The 16016-nt window shown below is 31.1% G+C and carries 14 protein-coding genes; 7 read left to right on the forward strand and 7 right to left on the reverse strand.

Annotated features, from left to right (window positions below; genetic code table 11):
• Window positions 1-59 precede the first annotated feature (59 nt).
• The 7 genes from EC396_RS00645 to EC396_RS00675 all read left to right on the forward strand — a co-directional run bounded on the left by EC396_RS00645 (window position 60) and on the right by EC396_RS00675 (window position 6936).
• Entirely contained in the window at window positions 60-809 is a 750-nt protein-coding gene (locus EC396_RS00645) for a polyphosphate polymerase domain-containing protein (RefSeq protein ID WP_129364764.1), read from the forward strand.
• 12 nt (window positions 810-821) lie between these two features.
• A complete protein-coding gene (locus EC396_RS00650; protein ID WP_129364765.1) occupies window positions 822-1418 on the forward strand; it encodes a DUF4956 domain-containing protein in 597 nt (198 codons plus the stop codon).
• Window positions 1419-1429: 11 nt separating this feature from the next.
• Entirely contained in the window at window positions 1430-2134 is a 705-nt protein-coding gene (locus EC396_RS00655) for a DUF2490 domain-containing protein (protein WP_129364766.1), read from the forward strand.
• A gap of 140 nt (window positions 2135-2274) precedes the next feature.
• The gene (locus EC396_RS00660) at window positions 2275-3735 is read left to right on the forward strand and encodes a CotH kinase family protein (protein ID WP_129364767.1); all 1461 of its coding nucleotides are present in this window, start codon (window positions 2275-2277) and stop codon (window positions 3733-3735) included.
• Between the two features lie 92 nt (window positions 3736-3827).
• Window positions 3828-4940 carry a sensor histidine kinase gene (locus tag EC396_RS00665; RefSeq protein ID WP_129364768.1) on the forward strand — a complete coding sequence of 371 codons (1113 nt, stop codon included), beginning with the start codon at window positions 3828-3830 and terminating at the stop codon, window positions 4938-4940.
• Window positions 4937-5650 carry a LytTR family DNA-binding domain-containing protein gene (locus tag EC396_RS00670; protein WP_129364769.1) on the forward strand — a complete coding sequence of 238 codons (714 nt, stop codon included), beginning with the start codon at window positions 4937-4939 and terminating at the stop codon, window positions 5648-5650. Before EC396_RS00665 ends, EC396_RS00670 begins: the two co-directional genes overlap by 4 nt.
• Before the next feature lie 179 nt (window positions 5651-5829).
• Entirely contained in the window at window positions 5830-6936 is a 1107-nt protein-coding gene (locus EC396_RS00675) for a CNNM domain-containing protein (protein WP_129364770.1), read from the forward strand.
• Between the two features lie 44 nt (window positions 6937-6980).
• Here the strand turns inward: EC396_RS00675 and EC396_RS00680 are convergent, their stop codons facing one another.
• The 7 genes from EC396_RS00680 to hflX all read right to left on the reverse strand — a co-directional run bounded on the left by EC396_RS00680 (window position 6981) and on the right by hflX (window position 15944).
• Complete coding sequence (locus tag EC396_RS00680) at window positions 6981-7745, reverse strand: lamin tail domain-containing protein (RefSeq protein ID WP_164975172.1); 765 nt, start codon at window positions 7743-7745, stop codon at window positions 6981-6983.
• 11 nt (window positions 7746-7756) lie between these two features.
• Window positions 7757-9043 carry a hypothetical protein gene (locus tag EC396_RS00685; protein ID WP_129364772.1) on the reverse strand — a complete coding sequence of 429 codons (1287 nt, stop codon included), beginning with the start codon at window positions 9041-9043 and terminating at the stop codon, window positions 7757-7759.
• A 5-nt stretch (window positions 9044-9048) separates the two neighbouring features.
• Complete coding sequence (locus EC396_RS00690; RefSeq protein ID WP_129364773.1) at window positions 9049-10584, reverse strand: M14 family zinc carboxypeptidase; 1536 nt, start codon at window positions 10582-10584, stop codon at window positions 9049-9051.
• A 2-nt stretch (window positions 10585-10586) separates the two neighbouring features.
• Window positions 10587-11954 carry a porin gene (locus EC396_RS00695; RefSeq protein ID WP_129364774.1) on the reverse strand — a complete coding sequence of 456 codons (1368 nt, stop codon included), beginning with the start codon at window positions 11952-11954 and terminating at the stop codon, window positions 10587-10589.
• Between the two features lie 20 nt (window positions 11955-11974).
• On the reverse strand, window positions 11975-13129 hold the full coding sequence (iadA, locus tag EC396_RS00700) for a beta-aspartyl-peptidase (RefSeq protein ID WP_129364775.1): 1155 nt from the start codon (window positions 13127-13129) through the stop codon (window positions 11975-11977).
• Window positions 13130-13135: 6 nt separating this feature from the next.
• Window positions 13136-14500, reverse strand: coding sequence for a C4-dicarboxylate transporter DcuC (gene dcuC, locus EC396_RS00705; protein ID WP_129364776.1), 1365 nt, complete (start codon window positions 14498-14500; stop codon window positions 13136-13138).
• A gap of 232 nt (window positions 14501-14732) precedes the next feature.
• On the reverse strand, window positions 14733-15944 hold the full coding sequence (gene hflX / locus EC396_RS00710) for a GTPase HflX (RefSeq protein WP_129364777.1): 1212 nt from the start codon (window positions 15942-15944) through the stop codon (window positions 14733-14735).
• Window positions 15945-16016: the final 72 nt, after the last annotated feature.

Here is a 16016-nt window from a genome sequence, read left to right on the forward strand (position 1 = left end):
AAGCCAGTTCATTGATTTTCTTTTTTCTCAAGCCTTAATACTAGTTTCTTTACTTCATTATGAAACAACAAATAGCACATATTGTAAATAATTTAGATCTTATTTCTTTAAGCGAAATGGAGGCAGTTTCTTTAATGAAAAGAACAGATACAAAATTTGTAATACATCAAAAACAATTAATTGATGTGTTAGAAAGTATTAAAAACCAATACAAAGTTCTTGAAATTAATGGAAATAGGCTTTTAACCTATTCATCACTATACTTTGATACTGAAAATAAAAAATTTTACCACGACCACCATAATGGTAAAATAAACAGAACAAAAGTAAGAATGCGTAAGTATATGGAATCCAATAGTTGCTTTCTTGAAATTAAACAGAAAGACGGAAAAGGTAAAACCACAAAATCGAGAATACAAATCAATGATTTTGAAACAGATTTACCTCAAGATTTAATAGATTTTATTAACAGTAAAATCAATAAAAAAATGAACTTAAAACCAATTATATGGAACAAATTTAACCGAATTACACTGGTGAATAAATATGCACTGGAACGACTTACCATAGATTTAAATCTTGAGTTTGAAATGAATGCTAACTCAAAAACATTTAACAACTTGGCAATTATTGAAGTTAAACAGCAACGTTTGGATCGTACTTCACCAGTAGTAAAATCCCTAAAAGAAAAAGGTATAAACCCTTATAGCATTAGTAAATATTGTATTGGAATGACCAACATATACCCAAATTTAAAATACAATAGCTTTAAATGTAAAATATTAAAACTTAACAAAATAACAGCTTAAAACCAATACCCAATGGAATTCTTAGACATCCCTTTTTTTGACGATGATTTTTTTAAAATGATCTTTAGATTTGCACTTAATTTTATATTCTTAACCGTTATTATTCGGTTTATCTATTACCCCGATTCAAAAAGAAAAGATTACGTTTTTACCTATTATTTAATTAGCACCATTGTATTTTTCTTATGCTTCACACTAAAAAAATATGAAATGGATATTGGAATGGCATTGGGTCTTTTTGCTGTTTTTGGAATTATTCGCTACAGAACAAATCCTATTGATATTAAAGAAATGACTTATTTATTTGTTGTTATAGGTATTTCAATAATGAATTCTTTGGTTAACAAAAAAATGAGTTATGCTGAAGTTATTTCAGCAAATGCAATTATAATTTTAGTACTTATTCTTATCGAAAAATATTGGGCTTTAAAACAGGTGGTTTCTAAATCTATTGTGTATGAAAATATTGAAAATATCAAACCTGAAAATTATGAATCTTTAAAATCTGATCTAGAGAAAAGAACAGGATTGCAAATAAATAAAGTAACCATTGGCGATGTAGATTTTTTGAAAGATACCGCAAAGGTAACCATCTACTATTTTAATTAACCCCTTTAATAATGAATAAAAAAATAGCACTTATAGTATTGGTTTTTGCTCTTTTGTCTTTTCATAAAAACTATGCGCAAGACGAAGGTTTAAACGATTGGGAAAGCTGGAATTCAATAGGAATTCAATACAAATTAAACAAAAAATGGTCTTTTGAATTGGATCAAAATATAAGATTTAAAGAAAATATTTCGGAAATAGATAATTATTTTACACAACTGGGAGCTGAATATCATATTACAAAACATTTTAAAGTTGGTGCTGGTGCTAGGTACATTAGTAAAAATGATAATACAGGTAAAATTCAAGGATACGATGATTATTTTAGGTTTCATTTAGACGCTATGTATAAACATAAAATCCAAGATTTTATTTTAGAATACAGGTTGCGTTATCAAAATAAAAATGAATTAGGTGTAAGTTCTTCGGAAGGAGATTACGCCAACCAACACCTTCGATTTAAAGCAAGTGTTGGTTATAATATTAAAAACTGGAAATTAGATCCTGAAGTTTCTGCAGAACTATTTAATCATTTTGAAAAAGGAGAAACTAATGGTTTTGACAGGTATAGAATTACCATTGGAACTGAATACAATATGAAAAAATACGGAAAAGTTAAATTGTACTATCGATACAAAAAACAGCTAAATGAGACCTTTCCTGAAACCAAAAATATTGTAGGGCTAAAATATACCTATACCATTAAAAATAATTAAACCTAGTTTTCACAACAAACAATAGCTGCCAATAAAACCAGTTGGTAGATAAAATTCACCAATTCATTGATTGCTTTTTCAAAAAAGACTGAAAACCGATTATTTTACCAATATAAAACACCTATTAAATTAAGAATCTTATGAAAAACCCACGTATTAAAATTTCAATCTTTCTGTTTATAGCATCTGCATTTTTGTTAATAAATTGCTCAAATGATGAAGCTAGTGAAAATGAAGACACAACGCCTGAAACAGGAGTCACTCCGGTTCTTGAAGATACCGATTTTGTGCCAACCGATTGGACTACAGAAACGCATAGTAAAGATGCCGACCCAAATTTTGCCGAAGTTTTTAGCAACACTGAAGTGAAACGATTAGATTTTGTGATTTCAGCAGCAAACTGGAATGTAATGTTAAATGATATGACCAATTTATACGGAACTTTTGGAGCATCAAGTGGTGGTCCTGGTGGTGGACCAGGTGGCGGTCCTGGTGCAGGAGGTGGAACAAGTTTTACTGATGAAGATCCAGTTTTTGTTCCAGGATCTGTTTTTTACAATGGCAAAGAATGGTATAAAGTGGGTTTACGCTTTAAAGGAAACTCTAGTTTAAAAAGTTCTTGGGAAGCAGGAGTCTTAAAATTAGCTTTTAAATTAGATTTTGATGAATATGAAGATGATTATCCACAAATAAAAAATCAACGTTTTTATGGCTTTAAAAAGTTTAGCTTAAAAAATAATTATGGTGATAAATCTATGCTAAGAGAAAAAGTAACTGCTGAAATATTTAAAAATGCGGGTTTAGCAGTTTCAAATACGGCATTTTATACTTTGTATGTTGATCACGGAAATGGACCAGAATATTTTGGGTTGTACACCTTGGTTGAAGAAGTTGATAATACTGTTATTAAAACTCAATTTTCTAGTGACAATGGTAACTTATACAAGCCCGAAGATTACGGATCAAGTTTTGCCTACGGAACTTTTAATGAAGATGGTTTTGAGAAAAAAACCAATGAAGATGAAGCAGATTGGACAGATATTAAAAGCTTATTTACAGCATTGCATGCAACCACACGAACAAGCGACCCAGCAACTTGGAGAACCAACTTAGAAGCTGTTTTAGATGTAGATACGTTTTTAAATTATTTAGCTGTAAACACGGTTGTACAAAACTGGGATACCTACGGAAGAATGGAACACAATTATTATTTATACAACAATCCAGATAACAACCTGCTAACTTGGATTCCTTGGGATAACAATGAAGCATTACAAGATGGTAAACAAGGCGGTTCGTTAAATCTAAACTTCTCTGACCTTAGCAGTGGCGATTGGCCATTAATTGAATATTTATACGATGATGAGGTTTACAAAGCTAAGTACGATGCCTATGTTAAAGCAACAATTGATGGGCCTTTTAAAACAAGTTACATACAAGGTGTTTACGATACGTACTCCAATTTAGTTGAACCTTACGCAACAACCGAAATACCTGGTTATACATTTTTAAATAGCAATGGCGATTTTTATTCTGCTATTTCAACACTTAAATCACACGCAACAAGTCGTTCAACGGCTGCACAAAACTATTTAGATTAGTTAAGTTTTAATATCTTTGTTTATACTGCTTATTTTTTGGTATAAACAAAGATTTTTTTGTTAAAAAACAAATATGCTATTCACTCACAAAAATGAAACTTATAAAAAAACATTACAATTATACTTCTTTTGAGCCTTTTATAATTATTGCTTTTTGGGCATTGTTATTTGCTTCTCCATTGTTATTTGGTCGCTTTGAAGAACAAATTGATTGGGATCATATTACAATAGTTTGGCTAAAATATGTACCACTATTGGCTGTTTTTTTTATAAATCGATTTGTTTTATTACCAAAACTATTTTTTGCTGAAAAAAGAGGTATTTACTTTATTGCTACAGGTTTGCTTATTGTATTAACAACCTTAGCCTTTTATACTTTCGATAACAATTCTGGGCAATTACAACAAAATAACAGACCCGAAAGAGTTGAGCGTTTTGATGTTCCAGAACCTTCACCAAGATTTTTAGAGAATAGACCACCACCTAACAGGCAAGGATTTAAAGGGCCTAAGCCAATACCTGGGTATGCAAATTTTTTAATTCTTGCATTTTTACTGGTTGGTTTTGATACTGGCTTACAAATATCCATGCGTTGGGCAAATTTGGAACAAGAAAAATTCAAACTTCAAAAAGAAAATGTTGAAAATCAGCTCGCTTTTTTAAAAAATCAGGTGAGTCCGCATTTTTTTATGAACACTTTAAATAACATTCATGCGCTAGTTGATATAGATACTGAAGAAGCCAAAAAGGCCATTATAAAATTATCAAATTTAATGCGTCATTTATTGTATGATTCTGAAGGGAAAATAACTCCTATTAAAAAAGAAATTGAATTTATTGAAAGTTATATTGAATTAATGCGCCTTCGTTTTAGCAATAAGGTTAAAATTAAGGTTGAAATTCCTTCAACAATACCCGATAAATCAATTCCGCCGTTACTGTTTACGTCCTTGTTAGAAAATGCGTTTAAACACGGAATTAGCTATAAATCGGAATCTTTTATACATGTTTCTCTTTCTTTTACTGAAAACAATTTGAGTTTTGAAATTGAAAATAGTAATCATCCAAAAGTTACTGAAGAAGCCTCAGGAATTGGCATAGAAAACACCAAAAAAAGATTGGATTTATTATTTAAAGATTCCTATTCTTTTGATGTTTTTGAAAACGAACAAACATTTAAAGTTCATTTAAATTTACCAATATGATTAAATGCATAGCCATAGACGACGAGCCTTTAGCTTTAAAACAAATTGAAAGCTACATACTTAAAACACCTTTTTTAGAACTTTTAAAAAGTTTTGAAAGTCCGCTTGAAGCAATTTCATATTTGCAAGAAACCAATGTGGCGCTTATGTTTGTTGATATCAATATGCCCGATTTAAATGGGTTAGATTTTGTAAAATCGTTAGAAAATTCGCCTAAAATTATTTTCACTACCGCTTATAGTCAATATGCTGTTGAAGGGTTTAGAGTTGATGCCTTAGATTATTTATTAAAACCAATTGATTACGTTACTTTTTTGAAAGCTTCAAACAAAGCAAAATCTTGGTTCGACCTTCATCAAAAAAAACCTGAACAAATCCAAAGCAATGAAGATTTTTTATTCATTAAATCTGAATACAAAATTGTGCGTATAAAACTAAACGACATTAAGTATATTGAAGGTATGCGCGAATATATTCGCATTCACTTAACCAATGAAAAACCAATTATGACACTGTTAAGTATGAAGGCAATGGAAGCGCAATTGACCAATAAAAAGTTTATGCGCGTACACCGATCTTATATTGTAAATTTAGATAAAATTACAACGATTGAACGTAACAGAATTGTTTTTGACAAAGTTTACATTCCTGTAAGCGACCAATATAAAGATAAATTTCAGCAGTTTATTGAAGGTAATTTTTTGTCGTAAAAAGTAGATTTTGAAGTTTCAAAGGTTCAAAAAATCTAAGGAACAAAAAAAGATAATCAACTTTCAGTAAGCTGTGGTTGCAAACAATAGAAAGTTGAAAATTAGTAATTGTTAATTTGTAATTGTTAATTGAGCCAAATATTAACTAAATTTACCATCTAAATTAAACAATTTTTTCAATGTCGTTACTGCTTTTATACGCTGCAATTTCCATCTTTTTTTCATTTTTATGTTCTATTTTAGAGGCTGTTTTGTTAAGCATAACACCCACTTTTATCAATATTAAAAAGCAAGAAGGCAAAAAGTTTGCCATTGTACTGGAAAGTTTAAAAAACGACATTGACAAACCTTTAATTGCAATTTTAACAATTAATACCATTGCGCATACTGTTGGTGCAATTTTGGTTGGGGTACAGGCAGAGCATTTAGATTTTGAAATAAATGTTTTTGGTGTAAACACCGTTGGAATTGTTTCTTCAATTATGACAATCTTAATATTGGTTGTTTCAGAAATTATTCCAAAAACAATAGGAGCTACCTATTGGAAACAATTGGCCAATTTCACTTCAATTGCATTGGCTGCATTGATTTTTCCATTAAAATGGACAGGTATTTTATGGTTGTTGCAATTAACCACTAAATTAATTGGGGGCAAAAAAGTTCACGGTTCAATTTTAAGCAGAGAAGATTTTCATGCAATGGCTGATATTGCTCAAGAAGAAGGTGTTTTTGAAAAAAATGAAAGTGCTATTATAAAAAATTTATTGACTTTTAAAGAAGTTGAAGCTAAAGATATTATGACACCAAGAACGGTTATTACTACAGCTTCAGAAGATAGTACAATTCAACATTTTTTTAATGAACATCCTAAATTACGTTTCTCAAGAATTCCAATTTACAAAGACAATTCTGACAATATTACTGGTGTAATTTTAAAAGATGATATGATGGAAGAAATAATTAACGGTAACGGAAATCATCCACTTTCATCTATAAAACGCGAAATAATTGTAACCAATCGCAATTTACCAATACCAGATTTATTCGAAAAATTTGTTGCGCAACGCGATCATATTGCTTTGGTGGTTGATGAATATGGAACAACAAGTGGTATTGTTACTATGGAAGATGTGATAGAAACTTTATTGGGACTCGAAATAATGGACGAAAGTGATAATGTGGCGGATTTACAGCAATTAGCACGTAAAAATTGGGAAAATAGGGCTAAAAAAATTGGTTTAATTCGAGATGCAAAAAAAAATGAAGATCACCAAAATTTAGAATAAAGTGGGATTTCCAATTAGGATTTCCCACTTAAAAAAGTTTTTAATTAAAAACCAGTAAACTTACCTACGTTTGAGTAATCCCAAGCTCTGTCTTCAGTTAATATCCATTCAGAACTTATTGGATCTTCACCTTTTGACGTTACCCAATCTGTTGAAGGTTTCATAACATCTGACTTTCTCCAAAAAGTTCTGTTTCTAACATTTGTTTCACCCGCTACTGTCCAGTTAAAATTGTTTCTAGAACTGCTTGAACCTGAAGCTGTTATTCTGGCTACATTTGGATCTCCAAAAACATCAATTATAGCATATTTTGTACCTTTTAAGGTATAGGTTCCGTCAGCATCTTTTTTTAACAAAGCAATGGCACTATTTCCACTTAATTGAAGCGGAATGCTTGCATTTGCATTAGACGTGCTTGTGGTTCCCCATTCAATATCACTTGGTACTTTTGTAGCATTGGCTATTGGTGAAGCAATTACATATGCTGTATTTACGTCTAATAAAGCATTTAATATTAAAAAATGATCTTCATTAGAGAAATCCCAGTCTGTTAAGGTGTTTTCATCAAAAACAGCATGGTAGCCAATGGCGTAATCCGATAAATCTACCGCTGCAGATGTTCCGTTGTACAATTCAACATAGTGGTTTCTGTCACCATCATCGGTGTTTACACCTGTTGAAATTTCTGAAATTATTAAATCTGAGATGCCCACTTCAGGCGGTACAACGGGTTCGTCAAAGCTAATGCTAGATGAGCAACCCATAACAAATACAATTGCAAATAATCCTATATATAATTTATTTTTCATAATAGTAATTTTTAAAATATTAGTTGTACAGCTAAGTTGGTTGACCATTTAGTTGTATTTCCAGTTTCATATTTATAATCTATGTAAGAAGTATTAACACCAACTTTTAAGGCATTGTTTTTAATAAATTGATTTACTCCAAATGTGTACCAATTTTGATTTTGAATGATAGAGTCTTCAATATCAAATTCTGGTGAAATATTAGAGTAGCGAAAATCAATTGCAAAACCTTTTTTAAATATATATGAAGCCTGTACATTGTAAGCTTCACCAACATTGTATTTTGTACTTGCTTCCTCAGGTGTTAATTCTACGGTAGCCAGGTTATTTGTATATAAATTTTCACCTTTAATAGTTCCGTTCATATATTCACCAACCAATGAAAAACCGTCCCTTTTCAACATAAAATCAACAATAAATTTTCTGTAATCGGCAAAAGTAGCATTCCCTTCTTTGTCATAAATTCCAGTTACATTTTCAGTTCCGTTACCCATAGCATTGTTGGCTTTTACATTGTAACTACCAGCTACACCAATAGCTAATTTCAGTTTTTCTTCACGGTATAAATCGTGCGCTATATAAGCATTGTTTTTTTTAAAATCACCTAAAGGCATTAAATCTAAACGGCCACCATATTTAAAATCTGTATTGTTTTGCTCATCAAAAAAGCCTTGACCGTTACCTGTTGTTACTGATAGCATTGGATAAATTCGGAAATTATTTATAGAAAAGTTTGTTTCTAAATAAATACCACCTTCACGCGTAGTGCCTACAAAATTTTGCATCAATCCACCGTAAACAATTCCGTCAGTAGCACTTCCTGAAATACTTTGACTAAGAAATTGAGAAAACCGTTCATCGGCCATAGCCAAGCGGTTGTTGGTATGTGTTTGACGTTCTCCTAAAATAATTTTCATTCTTTTTTCCCAAAAAGATAAGCCAACATAAGCTTCTAAAATTCCAACGGTGCCTGTAAAATCACTTACAATTCCCATGGTAAGATTGTCATTATAAAAAGATCCTGTTACACCTAGTCTAACTAAATTCATAGATATTCTTGAAGAGGTTTCAGTGTTATTTCCGTCATCAATACTGCTGAATTGTAAACCAGACTGAACTGCGGCTAATATATTTAAAGATGAAGGTTGTTTGTTTCCAAAATTGATAAAAGTTCCTTCGCCATTAACATAAATAAATGTTGAATCTATTTTTTTGACATTTTGATCATATAATTGCGCCTTTAAATTTGTTGAGAAAACAAAAAAGGTTGCTATTGTAAGTATGAGTAGCTTTTGCATAATAATTATTTTATGTTTTGTAATTGCAACAATTGATTTTTGTTAATTCTAAATATTCCTAATAATTCTGTTCCTTTTATTTTTTTCAATGTTTTATTTGTCACCAAAGAGTTGCTAAGTTCTGGCTCTAAAAGATCTACCAATAAATTCCCCATTTTTTGTTTTGCATTAATTATAATGGCTCCCGCAGGTAGTTTGTATGGAATGGAGATTAAATATGGTACATTTATATTGTCTAATTTATACGCTTGTAATTCTAAAAGTGTAGGATTTTTTAACTTACTTATTTCAATTCCAGAGTTTTTTAATATTTCAATGACATGTTTATTTTTTGTAACAACAACATAACCATCAGCTCTTGGTCTTGTTTTTACAGCGGTATGATTTATGTTATTTTTTGTTTCAAAATAAATAATTTCAGTTTTATTGGTACAAGTATTTATAAATCGATAAGGCTCTTTAATAATTTCAGCTTCCGATAAAACTACAATAGGTCGCAGCTCATTTACGGTAGCTTCATTTGCTTCTAAAACAGTTTTTTTAATCTCATCAGCTTTTTTATTTACAATTGACAAATAAGATGTTGCTGTTAAAAATGAAGTTTCAATTCTTCTTTTTATTGTTTTTTCTCTCTCAGTTACTCCGCGTAACTCCATTAAAATAGAAATTCTATTTTGTAATGCGTAGTTTGAAGCACTTGATCTTGATGAAATTGCGCCTAAATTTAGATGTAAACTTTGTCCGTTCCAAAATGTTGATGAATAATTAGCAACAGTTCTATTGTTGTTTTGTAAAACCAATTTAGTAGGTTCAACAAAATCGGTTTTAATCATTTCACGAATCGCAGGATTTACATTTAAATTTCCCGTATATAAAAACTGGGCATCAATGCCAGAAGTTAAGCAATCACTTATTTCTTTAAAGTCGTTTCTGTTGGGATTGAATTCGTGAAAATCAACCACCACCTGAGGGTCAAATAAATTAATTGCCTTTCTTAGGTTTGCAGTTTCAGGAACACTCAATAAGTTTAAATTTCTATTAAGATCTATACCATTGTTTGAAGCTCTGTTATCAATATGTCGACCATCAACATTCACAATTGGTAAAACTTGTAAAATTACCTTTTCTAATAAATATTGATATTCGCTTTTTTCAGTCAATTCGTGAATTAAATAAAGCAATCCATCTGAACTAATCGGTTCATTTCCGTGAATTCCTCCAATAAAAGTCACTTTTACTTTTTCAGTATCTGGAATGTCATTTTTTAAAGACACCATAACCATTGGTATTTTGTGACCTCTTTGTGTTTTTCCAATATCAGATATTTGAATAATATCAGGATGTTTATCAGCAAGTAAGGCTAAAAAATTGTTCGCGTTTTTGTAGCTTGTATAGTATTTTTGAGCTTTTTGTTCTGATAAATATGGAACAGGCATTTCTTTTTCAGGTTCCGAAAAAAAAGTATCATAGTATGTTTTCTCTTCCTGAGAAAAAACAGTTAGCGATATAAAACATACGATTATTAAACTATATTTTTTCATAATTATAATTGTAATGTTAACATTAGTTGACCATAAAAAATACCTTTTGAACCATTTGGTTGTTGAACCAAGCGGTTTTCTTCATAATCTATTTCAGCCTGAATTTTTAAATTATTCTTATTGAAATATTTGGTAGTAATTACAGAATATGCTTTGTCTTGACTTGCAAAATCAGCAGCATTTTTTTCAGGATCTAAACTTGTGTACCTTGCAGCAAAAGACCAGTTAGATGGTAATACATATCCGGCTTGTACGTTAAAACCACTACCTGTATTTAAACGGCTCATGACCGTATTTTTAATTTCTTCTGAAGTGCCTGTGTATGGAGACCAATCGCCATTTAATTTAAATTCTCCTGCAATTCCATCAGGAATATAAGCTTGTGCTTTTACATAGCTTCCCATTGAATAAAACCCTTGGTATTTAAATAGGTATTCTAGGGTGAATTTTCCATAATCGGGCAGTAGTTCCTTTTGATTGCTATCGCCGTAAAGATATCTTCCTCCATTGGTTCCTTTTGCTGAAGTTGTACCATCATTGTAGCTATAAACTCCACCAATAATTAATTTTGGTCTTTTTTCTCTATAAATATCTTCCATATAAAATTCACCACCACCGGCAAATTTTCCAAAAGGAAAATAATCTAAACGCGCACCATATTTAAAACCACCATAATTTTTTTGTAAACTCGCATTTCCATCACCTGAAGTAATTGAAAGATAAGGCTTAATTAAATGGTTGTTTTTTATGGTAATTTCTCCTTGATAGCGAATTCCATAATCAAAAATAGCATCGTATGCGCTTGAAATCAAACTTCTTTCTATTAAGCCCAAAACTTCACCTTCAAACCGTACTTCTCTAGAGTCTATATAATCTGCTCTTAAGCCAAAATTTAAACGATGGTTTCCATTGGGTGAGCGATATTCTGCATAGGCATCTTGCAATACATTGTTAAATGACCTTGTTCCACTTGTGGCGCTTTGAAAATTACTTACTAAATTCAAACGAATTCTAAAATAAACAAGGTTGTCAAATAAAGTTCCGGTCATTTTAAATCTTGCACGTCTAACTCTAAATTGTGAATTGGTAGTTTCAAAATCATCTGCAGTATTAAACACATAAAGTAGTTGCAGCGATTGTGCAAAATTAATTTTTGTGCTTTTTGATATTAAAGTCAGCCCATCTCCCAAATTATAGTTTTTCTTTAATCTTAAGCCATCAGTTTTGTTTGAAATGTTACCGTCTTCATCAACTTCTACATATTCGCCCTCTTCAGATTCTACATAGTCATCTTCTTGAGCAATTGCATTTGCGCAAAAGAGCGTGCTAAATAAAATAAAGACAATTATTTTTGTTTGAAATATTTTCATGTTGAATAATAGTTAATCGTCTAATTTACATTTTTTTCAAAGTTTCCAAATACAATAACTTCCGAATTTTTCATGAGTTGCTTCCCTCTTGAAAAAACATCGGTTAAATTTAAATCTGCATCAAAAACACAAATATCAGCATCAAAACCAACTTTTACATGTCCTTTGTGTTTTAAAGCCAAGTTTTTTGCAGGATTTGAAGTAATTAGTTTAAACGCTTCTTCTACAGGTAATTTCCCTTCTTTAATCAACAATTTTACTTGTTCTAAATTTAAATGAATTGGCGCTTTTTTAAACCCAATGGTATTGCCATTGGCATCCATAATGCCTATACCTGCATTTCCATCGCTGCTAAAAGTCATATTGTCTATTGAAACGCCTTTTTCTAAAGCATATAAAATAGATTTGTAAGGATCGGTATATTTTGTGCCACCCGAAGTAATATCAATCATTCCGCCTAATTTGGCAAATTCTATGGCTTGCTCAAATAAAGGAAGCGTACGGCCTACGTGTGTTGGGCTAATATGTTCAATTGGAAACTGGTGCTCTTTTACAATTTTTAGTAAAATTTCCATTTTACTTTTTAATGCACCAAGATGAATGTGTAAAATACCTTTTTTTCCAGCAATCAATCCGCCAACTCTTACTTGTTTTAATTGTCGAAGTAAATCTGTTTCTAGCGGATAAGAAGATCGTTCATCGCTAATGGCAACTTTACAACCTAAAACCTTATCGATAAAAATCATATCCTCTTGAATTGATTCTGTAAAAGTAACCGCATCTAATCCAAAATAGCTGGTATAAATGTATGCTGATAAACCTTCAGATTCTAATGATTTTGCTTTTGCATACAGTGTTTTAATACTTCTTGCGCTACCATCGGTACCTAACAAACCAACTACGGTAGTTGTGCCGCAGTTAATAAATTCGCTGAGCATAATTTCAGGAGTCATAGAGCCAAAACCATGTTTGCCACCAGCCCCAATAATATGTACGTGTTGATCTATTAGCCCCGACGTTACTATGCTACCTTTTAAATCTATAACTTCAGAAATAACATCAGTAATTTCAATATGATTTTCAATAGCTACAATTTTTTCGCCAGCAAACAATATATCTTTTTTGCCAATAAAACTTGTTGAATAAATATTCGCATTTTGTAATATTTTAAGCATAGGTTTTTATATAAAGTGAGTAATTAGCATAACAATCATTGCACAAATAAAAGGAATTGCATTTCTTTTGGCAATATCAAAAGGAGAGACTTTGGCAATTTCTGATGTGGCGAGTAGTACGCCCGATATTGGAGAAACAGTACGTCCCATTGAAGCTGCATATTCCATTGGTAAAATCATTGAAGTTGTTGAAACACCTAAGCTGGTTGTGATTTTAGGCACCAAAGAGCCAAATGCAAAGAAAGCTGCGTTTCCACTTCCCATTAAAATAGAAGCCATAAAAATCATCAATGTCATTACAATACTAATGCCTATAGAACCTAAACCCAACATTTGCGAAGAATCAATCAAACCATCAATAAACATCAAACTAATCAATCCTTTTGCAAAAATATCAGCAGCAATAATTAAGGTTACAACCGATTTAAAAATATTGCCCATACCGTTAAAAAACAATTGTAAATTTTGAAAAACAACCTTAACATCTCGTGTGCGAATCAATTCAAAAATCAATCCTACAATAACACAAAATATCATAACTGTGGTTGTTCCTAAATTAATTGGAGGATCAAAAAATGCAAAAATATCAGAAAATAACAACAATATAATCAATGGTAAAATTGGAATTATTGCGTAAATAAGAGGCACTTTTAACTCAATTTCTTTTTCTTCAAGAGCAGTTTCTTCAGCATTTTTACTTTTTTTATCGAAGTATTTATTAACTAAAAAATATACAATCATTAATGTAAAAGTTAAGGGTAGCATTAATGGTATTTGAGATTGGAAAAAATGTGAAACAGAATCGGTTTCAATAATTTTAACAGAACTTGCTGTAATTACTGACGCTGGCCCCACTCCAAAAGCAGTACAAGCTGTAATTACTGAAACTGCCGACAAACGACTTACGCCTAAATTTACCATAATTGGAAAAACTGAGGCCATTAATAACAATCCCAAACCTGCTGCTGAAGGAATACAAATAAATAAAAATTGCCCAATAGGAATTACCAATGAAGCCAAAACATAAGGATATTTTTTAAAAAACGACAAAGGTTTTAAAGCCAAATATACCAAAGCATCTGACGCTCCAATTTTGTCAATAAATGCTACAAAACCACCAATAGCCATAATCATTAATCCTACACCTGCATTGGTTTCGCTAAAAGCAAATTTGATATATTCAAACAAATCAAAAAAGCCACTATTTGTAGATTCTTGTATAAAAGGCATTTCAAAGCCAAGCATATAAGCTATTGAGAGCATTAAAAGGCCACTAAATAGCAAAACGGCATGTGGATAGACTTTTTTTAATAAAAGCCTGGCAACAATAACAATAAAAACGATTGAAATAATGGAACCAGTTAGAATCATAGGCTTTCAGGATCAGAAAATGAAGTTATAAAATGGTGCTCTTTTTTTATAAAAATAGTATTTTTAGTTGAATAAATACAACTTCAATTATAAAAAGCACTAAAAATAACGAAAGCAATTAAATTTGTTTAGGCTATTTCTAGCTTCGGCAAAAATAATCTTTCTCTTAAAAGAGTAGGATTCAGAATCAAAAATAAACTTCCAGCTTTGGGTTTCTGTCTTTTAACTATTTCTAACCTTCTTCAGTATATTCTTCATATAAAAAGTCGTTATAAGGAAAGCGTGAAATGTGAATTTTTTTAACTTCTTCAAAAACCTTTTCTTTAAATTCTTCCAAATTTTCTTTATTTAAAGCCGAGATAAACAAACAATTGTTGTCTAATTTGTTCATCCAGGTTTTTTTCCATTCTTCTAAGGTGTAGTGTTCTTTGGTTTTTTCGGTTACCAAATCATCTTCATCAATGGTTTCGTGTTTGTAAGCATCAATTTTATTAAAAACCATGATTACTGGTTTGTCGGCACTTTTAATTTCAGCTAAAATTTTGTTTACAGATGCAATGTGGTCTTCAAAAGTAGGATGAGAAATATCTACAACGTGCAATAATAAATCGGCTTCTCTAACTTCGTCTAAAGTAGATTTAAAAGATTCTACCAATTGGGTTGGTAATTTTCTAATAAAACCAACAGTATCAGTTAATAAAAAAGGAATGTTTTTAATAACAACCTTTCTAACAGTGGTATCTAAAGTGGCAAATAATTTATTTTCGGCAAAAACATCACTTTTACTAATAACGTTCATTAAAGTAGATTTTCCAACGTTGGTATAACCAACCAAAGCAACACGCACCATTTTACCACGGTTTTTGCGTTGCACAGCCATTTGTTTGTCTATTACTTTTAGTTTTTCTTTAAGTAAAACTATTTTATCTCTAATAATACGTCTGTCTGTTTCAATTTCAGTTTCACCAGGACCTCTTAATCCAATTCCCCCTTTTTGACGCTCTAAGTGTGTCCACAATCTGGTTAATCGCGGTAGTAAATATTGGCATTGCGCCAATTCAACCTGAGTACGCGCGTAACTTGTTTGGGCTCTACTTGCAAAAATATCAAGTATTAAATTGGTTCTGTCAAGTACTTTGCAGTTTAAAACTTTTTCAATATTTCTTAATTGAGAAGAAGAAAGTTCATCGTCAAAAATAGCAGTTTCAATATGATGCAAATCCATATAAGCCTTTACTTCTTCTAACTTTCCTGTTCCCAGAAAAGTTTTTGGATTTGGCATATCAAGATTTTGGGTGAAGCGTTTAACAGCTACACCACCCGCAGTTAAAGTTAAAAACTCCAACTCGTCTAAATATTCATTTGCTTGTTCTTCATTTTGATGTTGGGTAATAACACCTATTAAAACAGCCTCTTCTGAGGTTACTTTTTTTTCTTCAATCATATTGCAAATAGCTTCAGCTAAAATTAATTTCAGCAAAGATACAAATACCTAGTTTAATTCTAATTTTGTACT

Source organism: Lutibacter sp. HS1-25 (genome assembly GCF_004121075.1).
Classification (GTDB): Bacteria; Bacteroidota; Bacteroidia; order Flavobacteriales; family Flavobacteriaceae; genus Lutibacter.

Excerpts from the sequence above, each read along its gene's own strand:
- iadA (WP_129364775.1), bottom strand. The coding sequence starts at position 13,129 with ATGCTTAAAATATTACAAAATGCGAATATTTATTCAACAAGTTTTATT.
- EC396_RS00695 (WP_129364774.1), bottom strand. The coding sequence starts at position 11,954 with ATGAAAATATTTCAAACAAAAATAATTGTCTTTATTTTATTTAGCACG.
- EC396_RS00660 (WP_129364767.1), top strand. The coding sequence starts at position 2,275 with ATGAAAAACCCACGTATTAAAATTTCAATCTTTCTGTTTATAGCATCT.
- dcuC (WP_129364776.1), bottom strand. The coding sequence starts at position 14,500 with ATGATTCTAACTGGTTCCATTATTTCAATCGTTTTTATTGTTATTGTT.
- EC396_RS00645 (WP_129364764.1), top strand. The coding sequence starts at position 60 with ATGAAACAACAAATAGCACATATTGTAAATAATTTAGATCTTATTTCT.
- EC396_RS00675 (WP_129364770.1), top strand. The coding sequence starts at position 5,830 with ATGTCGTTACTGCTTTTATACGCTGCAATTTCCATCTTTTTTTCATTT.
- hflX (WP_129364777.1), bottom strand. The coding sequence starts at position 15,944 with ATGATTGAAGAAAAAAAAGTAACCTCAGAAGAGGCTGTTTTAATAGGT.
- EC396_RS00655 (WP_129364766.1), top strand. The coding sequence starts at position 1,430 with ATGAATAAAAAAATAGCACTTATAGTATTGGTTTTTGCTCTTTTGTCT.
- EC396_RS00670 (WP_129364769.1), top strand. The coding sequence starts at position 4,937 with ATGATTAAATGCATAGCCATAGACGACGAGCCTTTAGCTTTAAAACAA.
- EC396_RS00690 (WP_129364773.1), bottom strand. The coding sequence starts at position 10,584 with ATGAAAAAATATAGTTTAATAATCGTATGTTTTATATCGCTAACTGTT.
- EC396_RS00665 (WP_129364768.1), top strand. The coding sequence starts at position 3,828 with ATGAAACTTATAAAAAAACATTACAATTATACTTCTTTTGAGCCTTTT.
- EC396_RS00680 (WP_164975172.1), bottom strand. The coding sequence starts at position 7,745 with ATGAAAAATAAATTATATATAGGATTATTTGCAATTGTATTTGTTATG.
- EC396_RS00650 (WP_129364765.1), top strand. The coding sequence starts at position 822 with ATGGAATTCTTAGACATCCCTTTTTTTGACGATGATTTTTTTAAAATG.
- EC396_RS00685 (WP_129364772.1), bottom strand. The coding sequence starts at position 9,043 with ATGCAAAAGCTACTCATACTTACAATAGCAACCTTTTTTGTTTTCTCA.